22 protein-coding genes are annotated in these 24909 nt (G+C 29.1%); 8 read left to right on the plus strand and 14 right to left on the minus strand.

Annotated elements, in window-relative coordinates; translation table 11 throughout:
• Positions 1-34: 34 nt before the first annotated feature.
• Entirely contained in the window at positions 35-1201 is a 1167-nt protein-coding gene (locus tag HALO113_RS01205; protein WP_159777284.1) for a proline dehydrogenase family protein, read from the plus strand.
• A gap of 93 nt (positions 1202-1294) precedes the next feature.
• Positions 1295-1978 carry a DJ-1/PfpI family protein gene (locus tag HALO113_RS01210; RefSeq protein ID WP_159777285.1) on the plus strand — a complete coding sequence of 228 codons (684 nt, stop codon included), beginning with the start codon at positions 1295-1297 and terminating at the stop codon, positions 1976-1978.
• A gap of 34 nt (positions 1979-2012) precedes the next feature.
• Here HALO113_RS01210 and HALO113_RS01215 read toward each other — a convergent pair whose 3' ends face one another.
• Positions 2013-2675: an HAD family phosphatase gene (locus tag HALO113_RS01215; protein ID WP_159777286.1), complete on the minus strand. Its 663-nt coding sequence runs from the start codon at positions 2673-2675 to the stop codon at positions 2013-2015.
• Positions 2676-2773: 98 nt separating this feature from the next.
• Between HALO113_RS01215 and HALO113_RS01220 the strand changes: the two genes are divergently transcribed.
• Genes HALO113_RS01220 through HALO113_RS01230 form a run of 3 tightly spaced genes read left to right on the plus strand, consistent with a single transcriptional unit; the run spans position 2774 to position 4197 of the window.
• Positions 2774-3316 carry an RNA polymerase sigma factor gene (locus HALO113_RS01220; protein ID WP_159777287.1) on the plus strand — a complete coding sequence of 181 codons (543 nt, stop codon included), beginning with the start codon at positions 2774-2776 and terminating at the stop codon, positions 3314-3316.
• Between the two features lie 30 nt (positions 3317-3346).
• Entirely contained in the window at positions 3347-3751 is a 405-nt protein-coding gene (locus tag HALO113_RS01225) for a hypothetical protein (RefSeq protein WP_159777288.1), read from the plus strand.
• A gap of 2 nt (positions 3752-3753) precedes the next feature.
• Complete coding sequence (locus HALO113_RS01230; RefSeq protein ID WP_159777289.1) at positions 3754-4197, plus strand: sensor of ECF-type sigma factor; 444 nt, start codon at positions 3754-3756, stop codon at positions 4195-4197.
• 109 nt (positions 4198-4306) lie between these two features.
• On the opposite strand, the gene HALO113_RS01235 is transcribed toward HALO113_RS01230, so the two are convergent.
• The 3 genes from HALO113_RS01235 to HALO113_RS01245 all read right to left on the minus strand — a co-directional run bounded on the left by HALO113_RS01235 (position 4307) and on the right by HALO113_RS01245 (position 6960).
• Positions 4307-5596 (minus strand): deoxyribodipyrimidine photo-lyase, encoded by a 1290-nt coding sequence (locus HALO113_RS01235; RefSeq protein WP_159777290.1) that lies wholly within the window; start codon positions 5594-5596, stop codon positions 4307-4309.
• 116 nt (positions 5597-5712) lie between these two features.
• Entirely contained in the window at positions 5713-6411 is a 699-nt protein-coding gene (locus tag HALO113_RS01240; RefSeq protein ID WP_159777291.1) for an SDR family NAD(P)-dependent oxidoreductase, read from the minus strand.
• Between the two features lie 84 nt (positions 6412-6495).
• On the minus strand, positions 6496-6960 hold the full coding sequence (locus HALO113_RS01245) for an SRPBCC family protein (RefSeq protein ID WP_159777292.1): 465 nt from the start codon (positions 6958-6960) through the stop codon (positions 6496-6498).
• A gap of 137 nt (positions 6961-7097) precedes the next feature.
• Here HALO113_RS01245 and HALO113_RS01250 point away from each other — a divergent pair, with 137 nt between their 5' ends.
• Positions 7098-7949 carry a DUF2911 domain-containing protein gene (locus HALO113_RS01250; protein WP_159777293.1) on the plus strand — a complete coding sequence of 284 codons (852 nt, stop codon included), beginning with the start codon at positions 7098-7100 and terminating at the stop codon, positions 7947-7949.
• A 73-nt stretch (positions 7950-8022) separates the two neighbouring features.
• Here the strand turns inward: HALO113_RS01250 and HALO113_RS01255 are convergent, their stop codons facing one another.
• Positions 8023-8421: a T9SS type A sorting domain-containing protein gene (locus HALO113_RS01255; RefSeq protein WP_159777294.1), complete on the minus strand. Its 399-nt coding sequence runs from the start codon at positions 8419-8421 to the stop codon at positions 8023-8025.
• A gap of 435 nt (positions 8422-8856) precedes the next feature.
• Here HALO113_RS01255 and HALO113_RS01260 point away from each other — a divergent pair, with 435 nt between their 5' ends.
• Entirely contained in the window at positions 8857-9729 is an 873-nt protein-coding gene (locus HALO113_RS01260) for an AraC family transcriptional regulator (protein WP_159777295.1), read from the plus strand.
• Between the two features lie 11 nt (positions 9730-9740).
• Here HALO113_RS01260 and HALO113_RS01265 read toward each other — a convergent pair whose 3' ends face one another.
• The 7 genes from HALO113_RS01265 to HALO113_RS01295 form a co-directional block, all read right to left on the minus strand.
• Positions 9741-11474 carry a sodium:solute symporter gene (locus tag HALO113_RS01265; protein ID WP_159777296.1) on the minus strand — a complete coding sequence of 578 codons (1734 nt, stop codon included), beginning with the start codon at positions 11472-11474 and terminating at the stop codon, positions 9741-9743.
• 112 nt (positions 11475-11586) lie between these two features.
• Positions 11587-14031 (minus strand): PIG-L family deacetylase, encoded by a 2445-nt coding sequence (locus HALO113_RS01270; RefSeq protein WP_159777297.1) that lies wholly within the window; start codon positions 14029-14031, stop codon positions 11587-11589.
• Positions 14032-14126: 95 nt separating this feature from the next.
• Complete coding sequence (locus HALO113_RS01275) at positions 14127-14663, minus strand: mechanosensitive ion channel domain-containing protein (protein ID WP_159777298.1); 537 nt, start codon at positions 14661-14663, stop codon at positions 14127-14129.
• A complete protein-coding gene (locus HALO113_RS01280) occupies positions 14647-15237 on the minus strand; it encodes a Maf-like protein (RefSeq protein WP_159777299.1) in 591 nt (196 codons plus the stop codon). Before HALO113_RS01280 ends, HALO113_RS01275 begins: the two co-directional genes overlap by 17 nt.
• Positions 15215-16171, minus strand: coding sequence for a geranylgeranylglycerol-phosphate geranylgeranyltransferase (locus HALO113_RS01285; RefSeq protein ID WP_159777300.1), 957 nt, complete (start codon positions 16169-16171; stop codon positions 15215-15217). Before HALO113_RS01285 ends, HALO113_RS01280 begins: the two co-directional genes overlap by 23 nt.
• A gap of 59 nt (positions 16172-16230) precedes the next feature.
• Positions 16231-16761 carry an HAD family hydrolase gene (locus HALO113_RS01290; protein WP_159777301.1) on the minus strand — a complete coding sequence of 177 codons (531 nt, stop codon included), beginning with the start codon at positions 16759-16761 and terminating at the stop codon, positions 16231-16233.
• Positions 16742-17503 carry a Rossmann-like and DUF2520 domain-containing protein gene (locus tag HALO113_RS01295; protein WP_159777302.1) on the minus strand — a complete coding sequence of 254 codons (762 nt, stop codon included), beginning with the start codon at positions 17501-17503 and terminating at the stop codon, positions 16742-16744. Before HALO113_RS01295 ends, HALO113_RS01290 begins: the two co-directional genes overlap by 20 nt.
• 131 nt (positions 17504-17634) lie before the next feature.
• Between HALO113_RS01295 and HALO113_RS01300 the strand changes: the two genes are divergently transcribed.
• Positions 17635-19559, plus strand: a 1925-nt coding sequence (locus tag HALO113_RS01300) for a leucine-rich repeat domain-containing protein (RefSeq protein WP_370519286.1), incomplete at its 3' end; no start/stop codon positions are given.
• A 757-nt stretch (positions 19560-20316) separates the two neighbouring features.
• Here HALO113_RS01300 and HALO113_RS01305 read toward each other — a convergent pair.
• Entirely contained in the window at positions 20317-21588 is a 1272-nt protein-coding gene (locus tag HALO113_RS01305; protein WP_236554564.1) for a T9SS type A sorting domain-containing protein, read from the minus strand.
• A gap of 78 nt (positions 21589-21666) precedes the next feature.
• Positions 21667-24897, minus strand: a complete 3231-nt coding sequence (locus HALO113_RS01310; RefSeq protein ID WP_159777306.1) for a pectinesterase family protein — start codon at positions 24895-24897, stop codon at positions 21667-21669.
• Positions 24898-24909 lie beyond the last annotated feature (12 nt).

The following is a 24909-nucleotide window of genomic DNA, read 5'->3' on the forward strand; positions in this document are numbered from 1 at the left end:
AAGTATATTTGCATCACTAAAACTAAGCCAAATAATGGAAAAAATATTTAATAACACAGAAGTTGCTTTTTCACTAAAAAGTGATACAGAACTAGAAAGAGCTTATTTCTTGTTTAAATTAATTGAAAGTCAGCCACTTGTAAGAATTGGAACCGCTGTAACAAATTTTGCTTTAAAAGCACATTTACCTGTAGAAGGATTAATTAGGAGTACAGTTTTTGATCATTTTTGTGGTGGAGTTAATGAAAAAGATTGTCTTTCAGTTGTAGATAAAATGTTTACTAAAGGAGTTTCTTCTGTATTAGATTATTCAGTTGAAGGAAAAGAAGAAGAAGATCAGTTTGATGCTGCTTTAGCCATGACTTTAAAAACTATTGAATTTGCTAAAGAACGTTTGGCCATTCCTTTTGCTGTTTTTAAACCTACAGGTTTAGGTCGTTTCGCATTATATCAAAAAATAGGTGAAGGAAAATCGTTTACTGATGAAGAAAAAGCAGAATGGAATAGGGTTGTAGCTCGTTTTGATACGGTTTGTAAAATGGCTTATGACAAAGATGTAGCGGTTTTAATAGATGGAGAAGAAAGTTGGATGCAAGACGCAGCAGATGATTTAGTTATGGAAATGATGCGTAAGTACAATAAAGAAAAAGCCATAGTTTTTAATACCTTGCAAATGTACCGATGGGATAGAATGGAATATTTGAGAAAATTAAATGCTATTGCTAAAGCTGAAGATTTTTACATTGGAATGAAACTAGTGCGTGGAGCTTATATGGAAAAAGAAAACGCAAGGGCTGAAGAAAAAGGGTATAAATCGCCTATTTGTCCTAGCAAACAAGCAACGGATGAAAATTATGATACTGCAGTTACTTATATGTTAGATCATATTGATCATATGGCAATTTTTGCTGGTACACATAATGAAAACAGTTCGTATCAATTAATGGAATTAATGGCAGAACGAAATATTGCTAAAAATGATTCTAGAATCTTTTTTGGACAATTATATGGCATGAGTGATAATATCAGCTATAATTTAGCGGCTAATGGTTATAACGTCGCAAAATATTTACCTTTTGGACCAGTTAGAGATGTTATGCCTTACTTGATCAGAAGAGCAGAAGAAAACACTTCTGTTGCGGGACAAACAAGTAGAGAACTTGATTTAATTAAAAAAGAAAGAGCCAGAAGAAAATTATAAAGCAAAAATCCCTTGAAAAAGGGATTTTTTTATTATTAAAAGAAATAATTGACTAAATGTTTTGTATTTTTAGTTTACCAATAAACAACAAATATGAAAAATGATAATTCTAAAGAACCCTTTGTAATTGTAATTCCTATTTATGACGGTGTAGATTATATGGATATTGCTGCTCCAAGAGAAATATTTGGATGGCTTTCTAAAGACACTACTTTTGAAAGAGAGGTGAAGATTTATTACGTAGGAGGAAATCAGCCTACTTTTACAACCATTAATGGAGTAAAAATAGCGATTGAAGCTACTTTTGAGGATGATTTTGTACAAAAACCGAACTTGATTTGGGTACCCGGAGGAGATGCCGATGTATTAGCAACAATGATTGCGGATAAAGATTCACTATTTACAGCTTATATTACTAAAGTAGGTTCTCAAGCGGATTGGGTTTGTTCGGTTTGTGAAGGAGCAATATTGCTAGCTAATACAGGATTATTAAATGGTCATACGATTACTACGCATTGGGCTTTTGTTAATTGTTTTGGAAAATATCCTGAAGTAACTGTTGCAGAAGGACATCCTAGATATGTAAAATCTGGAAATAGAGTTACTGGAGGAGGCATTTCTTCTGGTTTGGATGAAGCTTTATATTTAGTGGAGTTAATTGCAGGAAAAGAAAGCGCAATTTCGGTGCAAAGAACCATACAATATTATCCTAAACCTCCTGTTCATAGTGAAATACCTACTGCTGGTTTATGTCCTGTAGTTAATCTGAATAGTTAGTTGTTATTGAGGTTTTTGTTAAAAAAAAAGATGTTTAAATTTGTTTAATTAATCTTATTTTTTGAGCATCAATTTCATTAAAATTGGATATAATTTGATTCGCTAAAGACAAATCTTGGTTTTTTGAATTTTCACTTCTGTATCCTAAACAATAAATACCAGCCGCTTTAGAAGCAATAACACCATTAGTACTATCTTCAATTACAATGCAATTATCTTTGGGATGAATTGATAAATTAGCAGCATATTCAAAAATGGCAGGATGTGGTTTGGATTGTGGAAAATCTTCACCTGAAACGATATGTGAAAAATAAGGATGCAAATGGAATCGATTAAATACTTTGTTAATGGTACTTTTTGAAGCTGATGAAGCAACAATTAATTGAAAATCATTATGAAATAGATCTTTGATTAAATTTTCTACACCATCTATTAAAAAGAGGTCGGGTTTCGAATCGAAAGCATCATTAAATAAATGACGTTTTCTTAAAATTAAAGATTCAACATCTTGGTCAAGAGCATATAAATTTTTTAATTTTTGAAACACATTGCGAGTAGAATTACCAGTAAAACTAGCATATATTTCATCTGTAACAGAAATATTTAATTCTTTAAAATGTTGTTGATAAGCATAATGGTGAACGGGTTCTGTATCAACAATAACGCCATCCATATCAAAAATAACAGTGTGAATCATTTTTTTAAATTTTCACAAAAATAGGATTAAAAAAGAAATTTTATCTAAGTATTAAACCTTTTTAATTAATTTTAGTCTAATGTTAAAAGTGAATAAAATTGCAAGACGAAAAAGTATTCATTCAACGCTTATTAAATACGAAAACTCAACAAGAAGCTTTTCGTGAGTTATTGCAATTATATCAAAAACCACTATATAATCATATAAGAAATATAGTTTTAAATCACGACGATACAGATGATGTTTTGCAAAATACATTTCTGAAAATATTTCAAAATATCCCAAAATTTAAAGGTGAAAGTAAACTTTTTTCTTGGATTTATAGAATTGCAACAAATGAAGCGTTGACTTTTCTTCAACAGAAAGCCAAGAAAACAGGAATAAGTAGTGAAGAAATTCAACAGAAAGAACTTAATAAATTAGAAAGTGATGTTTTTTTTGATGGTAACGAAATTCAATTGAAATTACAAAAAGCTATTGCTACCTTACCTGAAAAACAACAGTTGGTTTTTAAAATGAAATATTTTGAAGAATTAAAATATGAAGAAATTTCTGAAATTGTGGATACCTCTGTTGGAGCACTAAAAGCAAGTTATCATTTAGCAGTAAAAAAAATTGAAGATTATTTAAAAACAAATTAAACCATAGTAAGAAAATAAAGTCTAATGAATATGAAAGATTTTAATTTAGATGTTGAACCCAAAATAAAATCAGGATTTCAGATTCCTGAAAATTACTTTGAACAATTTGAAAGTAAGATGTTAAATCAATTACCTAAAAATGAAAGCAAAGTAGTTTCTTTATTTCATAGAAAGCAAATTTGGATATCAAGTATTGCAGCTTTATTATTAGTAATGATAGCCATTCCTGTATATCAATCGATGAATAAAAACAATGCAATTGAAGTAACAACATTAGAAAATTATTTAGTTAGTGAATATTCAACTTATGATATTATAGATAAATTAAGTACAGAGGATATCAATGCATTAGAAAACGATCTTACCTTAAATGATGATGCTGTAGAATCTTATCTATTAGAAACACAAAATATAGACTACTATTTAAATCAATAACCATGAAAAGAAAATTGACTTTATTACTAATTTTAATAGTTAGTTTTTCGTTTGCTCAAGGAGGGATGAAAGAAAAAAAAGAAAAAATAAAAGCATTAAAAGTTGCTTATATCACTGAAAAATTAGATTTAACTGCCGAAGAAGCTCAAAAGTTTTGGCCTGTTTATAATGCATTTGACGATAAGCAATTTGAAATCAAACATAATAAGATGAGAACCATTGTAAATCAGTTTGAAAGCGGTGGTTTTGAATCCTTATCCGAAAAAGAAGCTTTAGAACTCATTACTAAAATGGAAGATTATGAAGATGAAATGCATACTTTGAAAAAGAAGTATATAAAAGATTTGATAAAAGTAATACCAGCTAAAAAAATAATTAAATTAAAAAAAGCTGAAGAAGAATTTAATCGAAAATTATTAAGAGAGTTTAGAGGAAAAAAAGACTAAAAGAATAGCTGTTATTAAATTTTTAAGACAATAAATTAACAAAAAAGGTTTGACGATGTATATTACGGTCGAACCTTTTTTATTTAGAGTTTAGATTTAATTGTTTTTATTAACTATCTAATGCATTTTTATAAGCCCTTAAGCATCTTTCCCTAGCTTCTTTATGATCTACAATTGGTTTTGGATATTTTGAAGTTTCATATTCAGGAATCCATTTTTTTATATACACTAAATCTTTATCAAATTTTTTAATTTGTTCCGTAGGATTGAAAATTCGAAAATAAGGTGCTGCATCAACTCCTGAACCTGAAGCCCATTGCCAATTGCCCACATTACTTGCTTGTTCATAATCTAATAGTTTTTCAGCAAAATAGGTTTCACCCCAACGCCAATCAATCAAAAGGTGTTTACATAAAAAGCTGGCTACAATCATACGCACCCTATTGTGCATATGAGCCGTAGCATTTAATTCACGCATACCTGCATCAACAAAAGGATAACCTGTTTTTCCTTCACACCATTTTTTAAATTCATCCTCCTTATTTCTCCATTCAATGGCATCGTATTTTGGTTTAAAGCTTTTAGTAATTGTAAGTGGAAAATGCCATAAAATTTGCATAAAAAATTCTCTCCAAATAAGTTCCTTTAAAAAAGTTTCATTTTTTATAGACATTGCTTTTTTTACCATTGCTCTAATCGATACCGTACCAAATCGTAAATGTATTCCAAGTAAAGAAGTGCCATGAATAGCTGGAAAATTCCTGTTTTCTTCATAATTACTGATTAATTTTTCCGAAACATTATATTCTGGAAGCTTAATTTTTGTTGTTTTAAAACCAATATCATCTAAGCTAAGAAAAGGGTAATTGTGTTTTGCAATTTGATCTAATTTATCTTCGGAAGCATAATGTAAAAGTGGGGTGTTTTGTAATCTTTCTTTCCATTTTTTACAATAAGGAGTATAAACAACATAAGGACTGCCATCATCTTTTATTACTTCCTCTTTTTCGAAAATAACTTGGTCTTTTGATGTTTTAAAAGTAATATTGTTTTCTTTAAATAATTGGTAAACTTCTTTATCTCTTTTACGCGCGTAAGGCTCGTAATCATGATTAGTAAAAACCGTATTTATTTTATTTTCTTGAATTAATTTTTCGAATATTTTTTTGGGTTCACCTAAGAATACAGCTAGCGATTTTCCCTTTTTTTCAAGTTGCTTTTGCATCAAATCTAATTGCTCATGAATAAATTGAACACGTGGATCTTGTTTAGTTAATTCATTTAAAATTGTGAGATCGAAGATGAATAGGGGTAATACTTTTTCTGTTTCATTTAAAGCATGAAAAAGCCCTGTATTATCATGTAATCGCAAATCTCGTCGGAACCAAAATATATTCATTGTTATTATTATTTAAGCGATTAAGTAGTTTAATAATTAAAGGTTTAAGCGTTTAAATTGGTTACACTAACAAAATTAAATAATCTAAAAAGGTAACTTTTAAACATTTTTTAAAATTAGATAATGACAGACAAAGTTGACATTCCTCCATCAACATGAAAAACTTGGCCCGTAATCCAATTGCTTTTGTCTGATAATAGAAAAGCGGCCATTTCTGCAATATCGTTTGATGCTCCAAATTTCTTTAGAGGATTTCTCTCAGCAGCTTTTTCTCTTTTAACATCATTATTCAAAAATTTATCTGCAAGAGGTGTATCTGTTAGGGAAGGAGCAATAACATTTACTCTTATTTTTGGAGCATATTCTGCGGCAAAAGCTTTTGCAAATCCTTCAATGGCTCCTTTAGAAGCCGCTACACTACTATGAAATGGCATTCCAATGTTTGTTGCTATTGAGCTAAAAAACACAAGACTTGATTGTTTTGATGCTAAAAGATTGGGTAAAATAGTTTGTAGAACTTTTACCATATTAAGAAAATTTATTTGTAAATCATTTTCAAAAGCTTCAATTTTAATATTTTTAAATGGTCTTAGATTAATACTACCAGGTAAAAATACAAATCCATCTATTGGGTAAGGCAACATTTCTAAATTTATTGCGTCTGAGTTGGCATCGAATGGGATATGATGTATTGAAGAATCTAAGTTTTCCGCGGTCCTAGAAGCTATATAAACAGTATTTTCTTCTTTTAAGATTTCAGCTAATGCATAGCCTATACCATAAGATCCACCTATTAATAATATGTTTTTTTTCATAATGATAAAATTAGTAATGATAATTCAATGTTATTTAATGTAAAAAGAAATACGGTAAACTTTTGATAGTGAAAATTTTAAATTTTATTTGTATTCACCAAAAAGTTCGATTAACTTATTTTTTCTATATTCAAAGATTTCATTTAATTTAGGTTTTACTAAAAATGGATGTAGCAATTGACCTATAATTCCTAAAGGGATTTTATAATCTACAATATCTTCCATTTCAACACCTCCAGGAATTTCTTTTAAAAAATGCTTGTGATGCCAAAGTGAGTATGGACCAAAACGTTGTTCATCAACAAAATATTTTTTGTCTTGAACATGAGTAATTTCAGTTACCCATTTTGTTCTAATATTAAGAACTGGTGTTACAATATATTGAATTATTTGCCCTGCATACATTGGTTTATCCGCACCAGTTAAGATGTGAAATCCCATATAATCAGGTGTAATTGTTTTTAAATTTTTTGGATTAGACAAAAAATCCCAAGCTTCTGAAATTGATATTGGCAAATTCTGTTTCGTATGTAATGTATATATTCTCATAAAATTATTTTTTGTTTAACAAAAATACAAAAATATTAAACAAAAATATTTTAATTTTAGGAATAGCTTAACATAATACACATTGAAATTTATTAATTTCGTAGGATAGATAATTATTATAAATAAATAAATAAAAAATGAAAAAGTTATTTTTTACAGGTTTGTTAGCTGTAAGTATGTTTGCTTCACAAGCACAAGTTAAGACTCCTCAAGCTAGTCCTGCTGCAAAAGTAGATCAAGTTGTGGGATTAGCAGATATTGTTATTGAATATTCAAGACCTGGAGCAAAAGGAAGAACAGTTTATGGGGATTTAGTTCCTTATGGAAAAAATTGGAGAACTGGGGCTAATGCTAATACTATTTTTACTGTTGATCAAGATATTAAAGTTTCTGGAAAAGCATTAAAAAAAGGAAAATATGCATTATATACTACTCCAAAAGCGGATAGCTGGGATGTTATTTTTTATTCCTCTACAGATAATTGGGGTTTACCTGAAAATTGGGATGAAACTAAAGTTGCTTTAAGAGTGAGTGTTAAACCAGAAACTTTAATGCGCTCAGTAGAATCATTTACAATTTCAATTAATAATATTACGAATGATGCAGCTACATTAGATTTAGAATGGGAAAGAACATTAATTTCTGTTCCGTTTACGGTTCCTACAAATGAAGTGGCTATGGCAAGTATCGAAAAAGCACTTGCGGGTCCATCTTATGCAGATTATTTTTCTGCCGCTCAATATTTTTATCAATCTAATAATGATATGAATAAAGCATTAACATGGGTAAATAAGGCAATTGAATTAACCCCGAGTGATAGAGAAACGCCATTTTGGTATTTACGTTTAAAATCTTTGATTCAAGCAAAAACTGGAGATAAGAAAGGTGCTATTACAACTGCTAAAGCTTCTTTAGAAGGGGCTAAAAAAGCAGGTAATGCCGATTATGAAAAAATGAACAAAGACAGCATAGCTGAATGGTCTAAATAATAAAAAAGTGACTAGTTTCATAAAATTAATTTTTACGAACCTAGTCACACAATTAACAATATAAAAACTTTTGTTAGATGCTAGTTAGATTATTCTTAGCATCTATTTTTTTGTAAATTTCTGATATTCCTTTGGATGACAGAAGTGCATCATCTTCAGATACAGCAATTTCATAAGAAACTTTTTTTAAATCATTCTCAATTTTTAAAACATATTTACCAGAAGGAAATTGCTCTAAATTGTAAGTTTTTTTAATTCCTTTTTCTCCCGTAGCTTTTTCAGAATAAATTTTCTGACCTTCTTGATCATAAATTGTTATTGTAGCCTCTTGAATACTATTTATTGAAAAAGTAATTTGTTTCCCATTTTTGTTTTTAACATAAAGCAAAAAATCTAAACCATCATTTGCTTGAACCTTCACAGTAGATAAAAATACTACTAATACTAAACTTAATTTTAAAATACTTCTCATAATTGTAATTTTTAAATTAAAACTTGTTTGTTTGTTGATGTTACAAATTTATATAGCTAACAATTGAAAAATCACAAGAAAATTGACTAATATATATGTTATATTACCTTTTTCGAAAACGTTTTAGTGAATATGGGTTAAAATAACATATATTTAAAATGTAATTTTTCAACAAATTATTTATCACTATAATAAAAAAACAATTGTTTTTTTTAATTAAATTTATTTTTATGCTTTTTTATCATCGTTTTGGTTCAGAAAAATATTTAATTTTAAAATAATTTTTCCAATGAAGTGTAAATATGAAAAATTATTTTTCCTCAAAAAGAAAAGGCAGATAACACAATAATAATTAATGTTTTACGAAAACGATATAGGTTAAAAATTCAGTTTTTATGTGAAATTTAGCTATTTTTAAAAGTAATTTTATTTCATATGAAAAGTTATGCTCCTTCTTTTGAAGTTATTGTTCCTAATTTTGGAAGTTCATTTACCTATTCACTTTATACAGAAAGTACTAACAATAAATCTGAAATTTGGCATTATCACCCAGAAATTGAACTTGTTTATATAAACGGTGGTTCTGGAAAAAGGCAAATAGGTAGCCATATATCATATTATACCGATGGAGACTTAATTTTAATCGGCAGTAATTTGCCTCATTGTGGATTTACTAACGAACATACTGGAAATAAAGTTGAAACTGTAATTCAATTTAAACCTGATTTTTTAGGGTCAAGTTTTTTTGATATAATTGAAATTGAAAAGATAAAGAGTTTGTTGCAACATGCTAAAGTAGGTATTGCATTTGATAAAGAAACAAAGACTAAAATTGGTATTCAAATAGAAAAAATGCAAATTCAAAAACCGCTTGAAAGGTTATTAATGTTAATTAATATCTTAAATGAACTTGCTATTTCAAAAGATAGTATCCTTCTTAATGCTGATGGATTTTCATTAGCGACGCAAATGCAAGACAATGATAAAATAAACATTGTATTTAATTTTGTTAAAGATGGTTTTCAAGAGCCTATTGCTTTAGAAAATGTTGCGGACTTAGTGAGTATGACGGTACCTTCTTTTTGTAGATTTTTTAAAAAAATTACCAATAAAACTTTTACCACTTTTGTCAATGAATATCGATTGGTTCATGCTTGTAAATTGTTAAGTGAAAATCCAATTAGTATTTCTGAAGTTTGCTTTCAAAGTGGTTTTAATAATTTTAGTCATTTTAATAAACTTTTTAAAGAATATACTGGAAAAAGCGCTTCTCAATATAGAAATGAATTAAAAAAAGTGATAAAATAAAAAGAGCCTATTTAAATAAGCTCTTCTGAATCGTTAGGAATCTTTTTTTTATTTATTATCAACTGAGCTAAATAGGAGAGGAATAAAGTAAGCACTACACCTATAAAATTAAGCCATAAATAGCTTAGTTTATCATCTTCTTCTTGAATATGTATATAAAAATAGTAGATTATAAAAATAATTGTTTGACTTATACATGCTCCAATAAAAATAGCGTTTCCCTTAATATATTTAATATAAAAACCAACCAAAAAAATTCCTAATACTGTACCATAGAAAATAGATCCAATAATATTGACTAATTGGATTAAGTTTTCAAATAGAGAGCTAATACAGGCAAATCCTATAGCAACAATCCCCCAAAATAATGTAAAATACTGAGTAGCATAAACATAGTGTTTGTCAGATTTATCACCCACATTTCTTTTATAAATATCTATTGCTGTAGTGGCAGCTAAAGAATTTAATCCAGAAGCACTTGATGACATTGCTGCACTAAAAATAACAGCAAGTAATAATCCTAATAAACCTTTTGGTAAATAATGAAGAATGAAATACAAAAAAACATAATCCTTATCATTTGTTTCGGAATTAGAATCCACTTTTTTAATAATTTCTTTAGCATCTTCTCTTAATTCTTTTTCCTTTAGTGATAAAGCCACCATTTGTTTTCTTAGAGCAGGATTATCAAAATCATTGTGTTGTAACTGTTCAATGTATATTTTATTAACTACTTTTTTCTCCTCATTAACAAATTGTAATTTTTCTTCAATTTTTTCATAATTTGTTTTGTAAACAGAAGCTTTAACTTTATTTACATTATTAGGGTTAAAATGGAGAGGTGTATCATTAAATTGAAAAAAAACAAAGACAAGTACACCAGTAAGTAAAATAAAAAATTGCATAGGGACTTTCAAAATACCATTCATAATTAATCCCATTTGACTTTCACTTATTGATTTTCCTGAAAGATATCTACCTACTTGAGATTGATCGGTTCCAAAATAGGAAAGCATTAAGAAAAAGCCGCCTGTTATACCACTCCAAAATGTATATCTTGTTTTGGGATTATAGGAAAAATCTAGTATGTCCATCTTTCCATTGGCACCAGCTACATGCAGAATATTACCAAAGTCAATTTCTGGAGGTAAATAATTTAGTATTAAGAAAAAAGTAATAAACATACCTGAAAGAATAACAAACATTTGTTGTTTTTGGGTTATGTTTACAGCTTTTGTTCCACCTGTTACTGTATAAACGATTACCAAAACCCCTATAATGATATTTAAAAAGGTGAGATTCCAACCCAATAAAGCTGACAAAATTATGGAAGGAGCATAAATTGTAATTCCAGTACCCAAACCTCTTTGTATTAAGAATAATACTGCTGCCAATGTTCTTGTACGAATATCAAATCGCTGTTCTAAATATTCATAAGCCGTATATACTTTTAATTTGTGATATATAGGAATGAAAGTATAAGCAATAACAATCATTGCAAGTGGTAGTCCAAAATAAAACTGAACAAATCCCATACCATCATGATATGCTTGACCCGGAGTAGAAAGAAAAGTAATAGCACTTGCTTGAGTTGCCATTACAGATAAACCAACTGTAAACCAAGGGGTTTCGTTATTATCTAAAAGATAATCTTTTACGTTTGCACTGCCTTTGGTTTTTAATGCACCATACACAACAATAAAAAGAAGGGTACAAGAAAGAACAATCCAATCTAAATTTTCCATTTTATGAATAAATTTCCATGATTAAAACGAAAATTAAAATATATAGTGCATTTAAAATGAGCACATAATTATAGCTTCTTTTCCATTCGTTTTTTTCTCTTTCCATATTGTTTTATTTATCTAGTGAAATTAGATTAACTAATAAACGGTAAGCTCCAGATACACCTTCCGGTAATTCTCTAAAGAAACTTAAACCTGTATAAATATAATTCCCTTTTCCATACTTTGCAACTAATAAAGCTCCTTGTTTTTGTTCTTCCCCTTCATCTGCAGCTGATAGAATAGGAGTGAAGGCATTATCCCATTTATTTGGATAATATAATCCTTGTTCTTGAACCCAATTTTCAAAATCTTTTGCCGTGATTTTATTTGGGGTATTCAAAACTGGATTTTTAGGATCTAAAAAAGTAACTATTGCATTTTCATTGGTTACACGATCTCTTGAAATGCTTAATTCGTAAGGCGCAACTTCATTTGTAAGTAAACCATTATTAGTATTATATTGTACAATTAAATTTCCGCCATTTTCAACATATTTGAATAATTCTTTTTGCTTGAATTTTAAATCTTCAATGGTATTAAAAGCCCTTATTCCTAGAATGATAGCATCAAATTTTGTTAAATTTTCAAATTGTAATTCTGTAGGATTTATATAAGTAATATTGTATCCTATGTTTTCTAAATATTTACCCACTTCATCTCCAGCTCCTATCAAATATCCAATATTTTTCCCTTTGGTTTGAATATCTAATTTTACCAGTTTTCCTTCTGAAGGTTCTAAAATTGTTTGTTTAGGTATATGGTTGTAGTTAATTTCTACATATTCGAATTGGTGTTTTTCGTTATCAGATTGTAACTCAACACTAAAATCTGTGTTACTTTCTTCTTTGGGTGGAAAAACTTGAAATGTAATTATTTTTTCATCATTTTTTGCAGCAATAGAAAAGGGAATCTCTTTGGGTTGAATATGCCAATTATTTGGTAATATTAATTTTGCAATCCCAGAACTATTATTTTTATGAGCTTTAAGTTTAATTGAAACCTCTTTTGGTTGATTAGTATTAAAGATAGATACTTTATTAATAATTTCTGAAGTAGTTTCAGGTAAAATTGAAAAAGGTATATAGGTTTCTCCTATTTTGCTATCGTTTTTTTTATATACTAAATTTTTCACAAAATCGATTGTAATCCCTTCAATTTCTGCAGTAAAAATAATAGGGAATTGAATTTTTTCTTCAGGCAGTATGCGTATTGTTTTATTAGGTACTTGATACATACCAATTGAAGGTTTTTCTTTCAACCAAAATAAATTGGTATATTCAAATGTATTTGGAATTGTAAAGTTTTTTTCTTCAAATGTTACTTTTTGGTTATTTGAAAGAGAAATTTGTTTGTCTTTTTTTTCTTGATTTAAAAGGGCATAGCTTAATAATTTTATATTAGAATTACTTCTATTAATGGCTTCTATATTTAGAGTTATTACTTCATTTTTTGTAGCTGTTTCTACAGATGCTACTGCTTCAAGATATAAACCACTACATGCTTCAATAATTTTTAAAATTTGTTTTGATTTATCAGTTTTCCAATGGGAATTTTCTAATTTTTGAATAAGTTGATAAGCTTTTATCAGTTGTGGAATATGTTTTTCTGGATTTTTGAAATCAAAATTTTCTTCAATAGGGTATAAAATTTTCCCAATACTTTCACCACCTTTGATACGTTTCCAAGAAGTGTCAATTCCTTGAAAAAGGGTATTAGCATTTGGTAAGTCACCTTTTAATAACTCTAAGTATTCTATTTCACTTCCTCTTGAACCTGTTGAGCCAAAACCTTGGCATTGATGCTGACTTCTACTTAAAGCAGCAATTTCATGGTTGCTTTTTCCTTTTAATGGATAATAGACATTAGCATTAAAACCTACCAAATTTGATTTATCGGCTTTTTCAAATGCTTCTTCGCTACCATAAAACCACCAAGAAGTATTAAAAAAAACGCGTTTAGGCTTTTCAGATAATTTATCATAAGCTTCCAAACTTAAAAGAGCTGAAGCAGTATGATGACCATGAGTTGTACCAGGTGTTCTGTGATTGAAACGATTAATAACTATATCTGGACGAAAACTTTCCATAACTTGTATTACATCTTCTAAAACTTGTTCTTTATTCCATATGGAAAATGTTTCGTTTGGTTCTTTTGAATAACCAAAGTCATTAGCGCGGGTAAAAAATTGATTACCACCATCTATGTTTCTTGCTGCTAATAATTCTTGTGTTCTAATAGCCCCTAGTTTTTCTCTTAGTTCTGGACCAATCAGATTTTGACCACCATCTCCTCGAGTAAGAGATAAATAAGCTGTTTCTGCATGATAATAATTTGAGAAATAAGTAATTAAACGGGTGTTCTCATCATCTGGATGTGCGGCTACATATAGTACTTTACCTAAAAAATTTAGTTTCTGTATTTCTTCAAAAATTTGATTCGAATTTAATTTTTTAGGAGCCTGTGCTTGAATAAATATTGTAAATAGTAAAACTAAATATGTAATTTTTTTTGTCATGAGTCTTATTTTTAATTTCATTAATTGAAATTCAGCCTAAAATTAAAAAAGGAAGCTTTAAATTCTTCCTTTTTAACATTAATTTATAAGATAAACTAATCTGTAAACTCTCTATCTTCAAAAGTATGTTTAATTAATAAGATACCTTTTTGCATTAAAAGAGTATTCGGATAAGTAATTGTTTCATCATCACTATTTTTCAAGACAATATAAAAGGCTTTAATATCTTCTATTTCGCCTTCTAATGGAAAGTCTTTATCTAAAATCTTTATTTTATCCCCTATTTTAAAAGGATAAGAAAAGAAAAGAATTATTCCTGCTGTTATATTACTTAAAATAGACCATTGTGCAAAAGAGGCAACACCCACAACAGCAAATAGGGAAGAAATAAAAAGAAGTATTTGCTCTCTTTTAACACCCCAAATAATTACTATTGAAATTATTGCTAATAAGCCTATTAAGATATTTATGTACTTAATTACTAGATTTGTTCTGTGTTCTAGTGATTCATTTATTTTTGCAAATTTCTTGACGATTTCAGAAGAAGCAATTCGCAAAATAAAATAAATACAAATAGTAATGAAAGTTAATATTTCTTCGTGTAAATAAGGATTATCAATTAATTTTAGCATATTCTAATAGTTTGGTATATACTTTTTCTACAGGTAAACCGACTACATTTGTGTAGGAACCGTCTATGCATATAATGCCTATTAGCCCAATCCATTCTTGAATGCCATAAGAGCCAGCTTTATCAAAAGGTTTATAAATTTCAAGATAATAATTAATTTCATCATTTGATAATTCCTTAAAACTCACCTTAGTTACTTCATGAATTGTTTCAATAGAATTTATAGTTTTAAAACAAACCGAAGTAATTACCTGATGTGTTTTACCTGATAATGAAAGTAACATTTGAAAGGCATCTTCATAATTTTTAGGTTTACCTAATGCTTGGTCTTCATGCCAAACAATTGTATCACTTGTTATTAGTAAATCATTAGTATGCAACACTTGAAAAGCATTCGCTTTTAATTGAGCAAGATAGTTGGTTATTTCTTCTGCTTTTAAAGATTGAGGATAAACTTCTTCAATTTCTTTCAATTGAATAACAAAAGGTACATTCATTTCTTGAAAGAATTGTTGTCTTCTAGGAGAACCAGAAGCCAAAATAATATTGTATTTAGATAATTTGTCCTTGAGCATTTTTAATTGAATATGTTATGACTACAATTGATAAAATTCCAAATAATAAAACCAATTTTAAAATAGTACTAATATGTTTAAATTCATTTTTTGTTTTTGCTGACCATAATTTAATTATTGTATAAATTAATGGACCAATTATTAATAATAAGCCATAAATTAATACTAGATTGAAGGCAGCTAAATTTTCGTTAATATAATAAATAAGCAGAAGAATTGGAAGTAAAAGTAAGATACTTAATAATTTAGCTGTTCTTGTTTTACCTAAAACAATTGGAATAGTTTGTATTCCAGATGCATAATCTCCATCCGTATCTTCAATATCTTTAACGATTTCTCTTATCCAATTAATTATAAAAGCAAAAACCGCATAATCAAACAAAACATTATGTGCTTGTTTCATTTGTTGAATATTACCTTCATATATTGTTGGGAATAAATCAAAAACACCTATAATTATAATACTGAATGATAGTGTAAGAGCAACTACAAGGTTACTTATAATTATAATTTTTTTTAAATAAGTCGAATAAACATAAAGTAAAGCGGCTATAAATATAAACAAAGTGAATAATCCTTTTTTCCCAATAGCATTTGATAAATAAAACCCAATTCCCACACCTGTAATATTAAAAAAGACATATAAGTTGTAGGCCGCATTTTCAGTAATTGTTTTACCTACAATACGACTTTTGGGCTTTGTAATTTCGTCATTATCTTGATCAATTATATTGTTAATGATATAACCAGCCGCAGCAATGCAAACAGTAGAAAGAACAAGCAACGCAAACTGAAAATCTGATAATGCTAAAAAATTTCCTGAAGGAGTTAATAATGTAAATGTAGCATATTTTAAATAGGTATATCTAAAAAGAAATTGCATCAAGGCAATCATAATTAGATTTTGATATCGAATGAGTTTGAGGTATTTCATTTTTTTAAGTAAAAAGTAAAAAGTAAAAAGTGAATTGACAAAATTAAGCAATCAACACATTAATCATATTTAGCATCAAAATGTTCCATCCATTTATGTTGTACTTTCATTACTTGTTCGATAACGTCTCGAACGCATCCTTTTCCTCCCTCTTTATGAGAAATATATTTAGATAAGGCCTTTATTTCAGGTACTGCATTTTGAGGACAAGTTGGTAATCCCACTAATTTCATAACATGATAATCTGGAATGTCGTCACCCATGTATAAAACTTGTTCGGGTTGAATATTATAAATATCGATAAACTCTTTAAACGTTTCTACTTTATCGGAAACGCCTAAATGAATATCGGTAATGCCTAAGTTTCTTAAACGAACGCGTACACCTTCATTACTTCCTCCAGAAATAATGCAAACCGTATAACCATTTTCCACTGCAGCTTTCATGGCATATCCATCGCGAATATTCATATTGCGAAGCATTTCTCCTGTTTGAGTAACATGTATGGTTCCATCAGTAAGTACTCCATCTACATCTAAAATAAACGTAGTAATGTTGTTCATTAGTTCTTTATAGCTCTTTTGCGACATGTTGTATAGATTGCGTTAAAAGTTGGTAAATATCTTGATAATTTGAGTTTTTTAAAAATTCTAAATGCTTTTCTATTGTTTTAGTATCGTTTCGTAATGCAGGACCAGTTTGTGCCTCTTTAGGATTTAATTGAGTAATCTTAGCAGCAGTTTCTAAAATAAGAGCGTGTAAAATTTCAAAAGGAATGTTGTTTTCTTTACAAATTTGATTTCCAATTTGAAATAAATGATTGGTAAAATTATTTACAAAAACAGCTGCGACATGTAATGCTTTTCTTTGTTCAGAAGAAATGGCATATACCTTATTTGATATCGCTTTCCCTATAATTTCTAAACTTTTATAATCACTCATGTTTTCAGTCTCTAAACAAAGTGGAATGGAAGAGAAGTCCACTTCTTTACTTTTTGAAAATGTTTGTAAAGGATAAAAAACACCTTTTCTATTCTTACTATTTAAAATGGAGAGTTCGGAAGTTCCAGAGGTATGTACTACTAATCTATTTTCAAAGGGTAATTGATTGGAAACTTCTTCAATGGCATTATCAGAAACAGCAACAATATATACATCTGCTGCTTTAATAGCTTGATAATTAAAAATAATTTGATCTTCAGAAAGTAAAGCTGTCATCGTATTTTTGGTACGAGCAACTACTTGAACTAATTCAATATTTTTTGCTTTCAGAAGCACTTTCACTAGATGATGTGCTACATTACCACTACCAATAACGATTACTTTTAACATGTGGCTAAAATACTATTTTTTTGCTTAATGACATTGTTCAACACGATCAATCTTAAGGAATTGTTATTTATAAAATTTAAATGGTTCAAACTTAATTTTTTGAAGTATTTTTGCCTTCTTAAAAATATTTTATGAAGAAAATCTACTTTTTATTACTTGTTTTATTTGGATTGAATGTACAAGCACAAATTATTAACTTTCCTGATGCTAATTTTAAAGCGAAGTTGTTGAGCGCGAGTTCAAGCAACCAGATTGCTTCAACTGAAGTTCCTAATGTATATGGAAATGTTACTACTTATACTACTATTGATACCAATAATAATGGTGAAATAGAAGAAAGTGAAGCGGCATTGATTACTTATTTGAATGTTCAACAATCAAATATTGCAGATTTGACTGGAATTAATTATTTTGTTAATCTTTTATCTTTGAACTGTATTATTAACCAATTAATAGCAGTTGATGTTACACAAAATATTAATTTACAGCGATTAAGATTAGATTTAAATGATTTAATTAGTTTAGATGTATCTCAAAATTTATATTTGAAAAAGCTAAGTATACCATATAATGATATATCAACATTAGATCTTACTCAGAACTTATATTTAGAAAGCTTAGATTGTAGAAATAATGACTTAGTTAATTTAAATTTAACTCAGAATCCTTATTTAAATGATCTACTTTGTTTAAGTAATCAATTGACATATTTAGATGTTACTCAAAATCTACTTTTATTATCTCTACAATGTGGTTTAAATCAGTTATCTAGTTTAAATGTTACTCAGAATACACTTTTAGAAACTTTAAATTTTCAATACAATCAATTAACTGATATTGATATAAGTCAAAACTATAATTTAATAAGATTGTTCTGTAGAAATAATCAATTAACTAATTTAGACATTACACATTTGCCACAATTACGAACATTAGATTGCAATAATAATCAATTAACCACTTTATTAATCAAAAATAATAATCCTTTATGGATAAACAATATAGGAGATACTAATGGTGTTGGTCTACAATTTTCCAATAACTTTAATCTTCAATATATTTGTGCAGATGAAGAAGATTTACAAATGGTAGAACAAAAAGTATTAAATTATGGTTATACGAATTGTCATGTAAATTCCTATTGCTCTTTTGTTCCAGGAGGTGATTATTTTTCAATTGAAGGACAAACCATATACGATTATAATAGCAACGGTTGCGATTTAAATGATTTAAATTATTCCAACTTAAGATTTTCAATTACTGACGGGACAAATTCTGGACATTTAATATCAAATCAATCAGGTAATTATTTTATCCCTGTTCAAGCAGGTTCACATACAATTACGCCAATATTAGAAAACCCGACTTATTTTAATATCTCCCCAACAAGTCTTACAGTAGATTTCCCAGCGCAAGCTAATCCTTTTACTCAAGATTTTTGTGTTACTGCAAATGGTATTCATTCAGATGTTGAAATAGTTGTTTTACCAATAATTTCAGCAAGACCAGGTTTTGATGCTAAATATAAAATTTCGTATAGAAATAAAGGTAATCAAGTTGAAAATGGTAGTGTTTCGCTAACTTTTGATGATGCTATTTTAGATTATCTATCTTCAAATCCTGTTTTTAATAGTGCTGCAACAAATTCTTACACATGGAATTATAGCAATTTACAACCTTTTGAGACTAGAGAAATTGAAATAATTTTCAATGTAAATTCACCTACAGAAACTCCATCTGTAAATATTGATGATGTTTTAAATTACACTGCTGTTATTTCAACTGCAAATACAGATGAAACTCCAGATGACAATGAATTTACTTTGCATCAAACGGTTGTAGGATCTTATGATCCAAATGACAAAACCTGTTTAGAAGGAGAAACGGTTGGTCCAGATATGATAGGTGAGTATGTGCATTATTTGATTCGCTTTGAAAATACGGGAACCTATCCTGCTGAAAATATTGTAGTAAAAGACATGATAGATGTAACTAAATTTGATATTGCAACTTTAGTACCTTTAAAAGGGAGTCATGATTTTTATACACGAATTAANGTGTTTAATGACTTAATTAACTGTCCAGTTAAAGAATAAATGCTAACTTTTGTAGTTTCTGTTATATTTGATAAGTGAACTTTATTGTCTGCACAATAGACGTTTGTAATCATTTTATCATTAAATGAATCTGAACTTAAAGTAGCACTAACATTTGCTCCTGTAACTTCCATTTTATATAAATTACAAGCTGAACTACCATATACATATAATCTACCTCCTGTAGGTGAAGTATAATTTGCTGTAAAAATGACTAAATCAGCGTTAGTTCCATCATTTGAAATTCCTTCACCAATAGAGCTACTTCCGTCAGTTACATAAACTGTTCTTTGTGTGCCATTGCTTCCTGTTTTAAACCATACTTTAACCGTACAAGGTCCATCTACGTCAAAAAACAGATAACGTTGTATAGGCATATAAGTTGGAGGTGTTACACCACCACCACCATTTAACTGGAATCTTCTTGGTGCTGTAAATCCATCATCAAATGTGGCATTACTACTCGTAACCGCTCCAAAGTTTGAATTAGTTGCTATTGGATATAATCCAAGATTGTCTACAATTATTGGTGAAGTTCCTATTCCAGAACTTAATGGCCAAGTAGTATCATCATTTCCAAAATCCCAAACTTTTGTTTGTGCCATTGAGATACTTGAAAAAAGTATCAAAGTTAAAATTGAATAAAGTAATTTTGTTTTCATATTTCTGTTTTTTATAAGTTTTGTAATCGATTAAGTAATTAAAAAAAATATTGAATTAGTTCTTAACAAACTTCCAAAATTCTATTTTATCATTGTATTTTATATTGCAAGAATAAGCACCTACTGCAAGGTTTTCAATAGAAATTTTTAATGTATCATTAGCTAGAATATTCTTATATTTATGTTCGCTTATTTTTTGTCCATTTAATGAATATATTTCTAATTCAACTTTATTATTTATTGCATATGGAAAATAAATTCCAATACTTTTATCATCCATAGCACTAAAAAAGCGAATGTTTTGTTCATTTAACTTTGGATTTGAAAGTGTTGAACAACTACTTGGGCTTATTGCTCCAGATGAGGAAACTTGTAAAGTAGCTCCAGCACCACAGGTTGGGTCTGTTAATAATGCTTCCACTTCATTTACTGGAACGGGTGTTGTACTATAAGATGGTGCCGAAACAGAGCCAACATTTGAAGCTCCATTTAAGCAATTGTTAAATGCAATAGCTACAGTTCCTCCATCCCCACTATAATAAGTATAAGCATTTGCAACATTGGCAAAATTAGTATTTTCTACATAGCAAGTAGAATTATTGGTACCACCACCTAATCCAATAGCTTTTGCACTAGCCACAGAAGTATTATAGTAGCAACTTAATAAATGCAATTCCGCATTTCTTGCACGCGGCATTCTTTCTTTACATCCATTTGCCCAATAACAATTTTGAAAAGTAATACTGTAGTGACCATCAGCAGTAACATCAGTTGCGGAAGAGCCAACTAAATTGGTAAAACGATGATCATTTGATCCACCTGATCCTCCAGCAATTGGCGCTTTTAAATAAGTAAATTTGCACCATGAAATGGTTATGTTATCTGCAGCACCTTTATTATCAAAATTACCATCCATTCCATCTTGAAATTCACAATGATCTACCCAAATGTTTGTACCTTCATTGGTTAGATTATCTCTTCCATCAACATCATACGCTCCAGGACCTTCAAAAATTAAATTTCTAATAATCACATTATTAGAGTTTGGTTTGATATTTAAAATGCCAGAATTAGCAGCAGAAAGAGCCGAGTTTCCAACTGTAATTTGTGTATTTCTTAATTTGGCTCCAGGTAATCCTATAATTGATTTATTATTTAATTGTACACTAGTATAATCACAATCAATCGTTCCCGATACTAAGATTACAGCGTTAGCAGCAGAAGTTGATAATAATGCATTTTTAAAAGCGGTGTAAGTTGATACAGTTACTGGTGTTGCATTACCTCCACCTGTCGTATTTGTACCAAAACCTTGAGGGGTTGCCATATAATAGTTTTGTCCAAAAGAACTGATTGAATAAATTAGGGAACAGAAAACTAAAAGGTATATTTTCATATTTTATTTTTAAAACGTTATAACTTTATGAGATTGTTGATTGTTAGCATCATTTATTATAACTAACCAAATTCCTTGACTCATTTCAATTTGTTTGTCTGAATTGATTTCAAATGATTGTGTCAACGCACCGTTGAGAGCATAAATTTTAACAGCTGTAAGTGATGTTACATTTTTAATATAAATTTGGTTCTTAAATGATGTAACTTTTACTGTTGGAATTTGTTCAAAAGGAGTATTTCCTAATACATCATCAGCAATTAATTGTGGAAATGGGTCCCAATTATCATTACCTTTTGTAAAGTTAAAAGTTGTAATTTCAGTACCATCATTAAGGTATGGAGTACTTAAAGAAGTGCTCCATGAAGCTCTATTAGGTGTATTATTTACTGAAGATTGTTCAATACTTCCATATTCATACATACCACTTGAATTTCCACCAAGTGTATTTTGCCAACCTAAAGGCATAATAAGAGAGTTACCCACAAAACTAGGATAATTAGAGGTTTCTATTGTAGTATTGTAAAATACAACCTCACTTGTATTGGCTTGCCACGGACGTCCAAAATAACCTGGTTTTGCTCTGTAGATAGAAGCTGTTTCTGTACCAGGTTGTGCAGTAGTAATTGTACACTCATACATTAAAAAGCCACGTCCCGAACTTTGTTGAGCTGCAGTAATATAAGCCGAATCATTTGAAGCATCACTTACATTCATGCTTAATTTAGACTTATAAAATACCACATCCATTGCTCCAAAAATATAATCGACAGCTCCCATTATTTCTCCTTTATAAACCGCTACTCTAGCACCAGTTCCTCCAAAAAATGAATCTTGTCGGCCTACTACTCTACAATTATTTAAAACTACTTTTTGTATATTATTTTTTATAGCAATTGCAGCCGCTCTTTCCACAAAAGTTCTATCTTGTACTGAAGTATTACCAACATTTGTTGGCCTAATACCTGGACTTCCATTTGTCCATGCAACAACTACATCTTGTGCCTCTTTATTGGATATATATTGATTAAAAGAATTTTCAAAAATGATGTTTTCTGCTTCAAAACCATCGGCAGCAATAACTACAGTAGCATTCCAATAGGAACCATTCGTTGTTCCTGCACCAGTATTTATATAAGAAGCATATCCATTTTGAATATTTACATTTAAAACATCTTGATGCCATTTTTGATCTGATGACATACTGTAATAGGTATATCCATGCCCGTAATATGAAGTTATTCTAACTGCATTTGGATCGATATCAACTCCTGCATTTAAAAGTCCAATAGTAGGATTAGTTGCAGCATTTTTCAATGCTACTAATGGTTGATTTATAACCAACATTTCTTCATAATTTCCAGGATCTATTAGAATTGTTACTCTTTCAGTATTAGTTCTTACCATTTGTGAAACAGCCGTTAATGCTTCATTAATTGTTTCAAAATCTTTATTTATTCCAACTGTAATAATTGGACTATATGGCATTGTTCCCCCAATTTTAATATTGGTAAAATAAGTAGTTGCATTAACATTAATTGTAATAAAACCCGAACCTGAACCCGTGTATGTATATTCTATACTATCAGTAGTTGATGTTGTTCCAGTTGAGTTTATTGTACTAATTGGAGAGCCATTTTCAATTAAAAAATTAGCAGAATAATAGTATTCAATTGTAATTTTGTCTCCTACATTAACAGGTATTTGAATGGAAGAACCTGCTTGAGCTATTAAATGACCTTGACTGATTGAATTAGAAATGTTTCCTGAAAAAAGTAACCCTTTGTAAGCTGAATTTGAAGTTGTGATTACTTGGTCATTAAAAGGCCAATTGATAACGGGTTCAAAACTAACATTCTTAGAAGTTGCATTACCGTTAACAAAAAGATTAGATGTTAATGCCATTTGTAAAGGATAAAGATCTAAACCACTTGCTGTAATAGCATATACGCCATCTCTTAAACTTATTCCATTAATTGATGAAAAATTATAATTATAATTCGGTTCATTTAAATTAGAGAAAGTAAGTTGTAAATCGTTTTCTTCTGCAGATGTTAATCCTGTTGTAGTAATTGAAATGGGATATGTTTGCTTTAGTGAAAAAGTAATATCTGAATTTGTATTAGCATTTGATATTGTAATTGCATTTGAATCTAATTGATAATCATTTACACCTATTCCAGCAATAGTATAAGTAATATTTGCTTCCAATTGAACTGAATATGTTGAGTTTGAAACATTAATTATAGGATTTGGAACATAAGTTGTATTGGCTGAAGCATCTGCTGTATAAGATAATTGTAAATCATTTATCGTTGTTCCTAAACCAATAATTGAACCCGTTACTTCATATAAATTAACTTCTAAAATGGATATATTATGTGTGAAAGTGGAATCAATAACTGTAGTTAAATCTAGTATTTCCCCATTTGTTATAATAAATCCATTGGCATCCATTAAACTTACATTATAACTATATCCTTGTGGTAAATTAACTTCATAAGTATTATTTGCATTCATTTGAGCTGTCCAAGACTTTCCTGCCAAATTGGTAAACACAATTGCATAATTACTAGGAATAGAAGTAGCTTGAGATAGATCTATTGCACCTGAAACATTCGTATAAACAGCTGATTTTCTGTAAATTCTATAAAAACTAGCTTTTCCATTAGCAACATAAAATCTAAAATCACCTGCATTTTTTGCAACAAATTTAGCCTCAGTAGTTGCACCACTAGTAGATGTTAAATTTATGATGTCTGTTTGTAAACTTGGATTGTTTACATCAATAAAAGTTAAATCGCCTCCAGCATCTGTCCTTGATACAATTGTTACTTCGTCATCTTCGTTCAAAGTTAATTGCATGAATCTATTTATAGGATTTCCGTTAGACATATTTGGAGTGCCATTACAATATACTCTACCTGAGAAATTGCTAACACTTGCTATATTAGCATCATACCTCGTTAAATTTGTATTTGTGGTTCTTAGCCTATCTCCACTATTTCCTGTCCAAGATAAGTTACCAGAAGTGAAACTTACTGGAAAATTAATTGCTGTACTTCCAGGTGTTATAGTATTATTATACCAAGAATTGATAATTGATTCATCTAAATGATTGTTATAAGTTGAAACATCTAACTGAGTCGCTCCAAAATCCCAAACATCAATATTTTGAGAATAACTTTTAAAAATTGAGCATATAGTTAAGAAAGCTATAAAAAGTATTTTTTTATTCATAATATTGTATTT

This window comes from Flavobacterium sp. 9AF, assembly GCF_902506265.1.
Classification (GTDB): Bacteria; Bacteroidota; Bacteroidia; order Flavobacteriales; family Flavobacteriaceae; genus Flavobacterium.

Bases quoted from the DNA above. Each gene is read 5' to 3' on its own strand.
- HALO113_RS01205 (WP_159777284.1), top strand. From the start codon at position 35: ATGGAAAAAATATTTAATAACACAGAAGTTGCTTTTTCACTAAAAAGT.
- HALO113_RS01210 (WP_159777285.1), top strand. From the start codon at position 1,295: ATGAAAAATGATAATTCTAAAGAACCCTTTGTAATTGTAATTCCTATT.
- HALO113_RS01215 (WP_159777286.1), bottom strand. From the start codon at position 2,675: ATGATTCACACTGTTATTTTTGATATGGATGGCGTTATTGTTGATACA.
- HALO113_RS01225 (WP_159777288.1), top strand. From the start codon at position 3,347: ATGAAAGATTTTAATTTAGATGTTGAACCCAAAATAAAATCAGGATTT.
- HALO113_RS01230 (WP_159777289.1), top strand. From the start codon at position 3,754: ATGAAAAGAAAATTGACTTTATTACTAATTTTAATAGTTAGTTTTTCG.
- HALO113_RS01235 (WP_159777290.1), bottom strand. From the start codon at position 5,596: ATGAATATATTTTGGTTCCGACGAGATTTGCGATTACATGATAATACA.
- HALO113_RS01240 (WP_159777291.1), bottom strand. From the start codon at position 6,411: ATGAAAAAAAACATATTATTAATAGGTGGATCTTATGGTATAGGCTAT.
- HALO113_RS01245 (WP_159777292.1), bottom strand. From the start codon at position 6,960: ATGAGAATATATACATTACATACGAAACAGAATTTGCCAATATCAATT.
- HALO113_RS01250 (WP_159777293.1), top strand. From the start codon at position 7,098: ATGAAAAAGTTATTTTTTACAGGTTTGTTAGCTGTAAGTATGTTTGCT.
- HALO113_RS01255 (WP_159777294.1), bottom strand. From the start codon at position 8,421: ATGAGAAGTATTTTAAAATTAAGTTTAGTATTAGTAGTATTTTTATCT.
- HALO113_RS01260 (WP_159777295.1), top strand. From the start codon at position 8,857: ATGAAAAGTTATGCTCCTTCTTTTGAAGTTATTGTTCCTAATTTTGGA.
- HALO113_RS01265 (WP_159777296.1), bottom strand. From the start codon at position 11,474: ATGGAAAATTTAGATTGGATTGTTCTTTCTTGTACCCTTCTTTTTATT.
- HALO113_RS01270 (WP_159777297.1), bottom strand. From the start codon at position 14,031: ATGACAAAAAAAATTACATATTTAGTTTTACTATTTACAATATTTATT.
- HALO113_RS01275 (WP_159777298.1), bottom strand. From the start codon at position 14,663: ATGCTAAAATTAATTGATAATCCTTATTTACACGAAGAAATATTAACT.
- HALO113_RS01280 (WP_159777299.1), bottom strand. From the start codon at position 15,237: ATGCTCAAGGACAAATTATCTAAATACAATATTATTTTGGCTTCTGGT.
- HALO113_RS01285 (WP_159777300.1), bottom strand. From the start codon at position 16,171: ATGAAATACCTCAAACTCATTCGATATCAAAATCTAATTATGATTGCC.
- HALO113_RS01290 (WP_159777301.1), bottom strand. From the start codon at position 16,761: ATGTCGCAAAAGAGCTATAAAGAACTAATGAACAACATTACTACGTTT.
- HALO113_RS01295 (WP_159777302.1), bottom strand. From the start codon at position 17,503: ATGTTAAAAGTAATCGTTATTGGTAGTGGTAATGTAGCACATCATCTA.
- HALO113_RS01305 (WP_236554564.1), bottom strand. From the start codon at position 21,588: ATGGCAACCCCTCAAGGTTTTGGTACAAATACGACAGGTGGAGGTAAT.
- HALO113_RS01310 (WP_159777306.1), bottom strand. From the start codon at position 24,897: ATGAATAAAAAAATACTTTTTATAGCTTTCTTAACTATATGCTCAATT.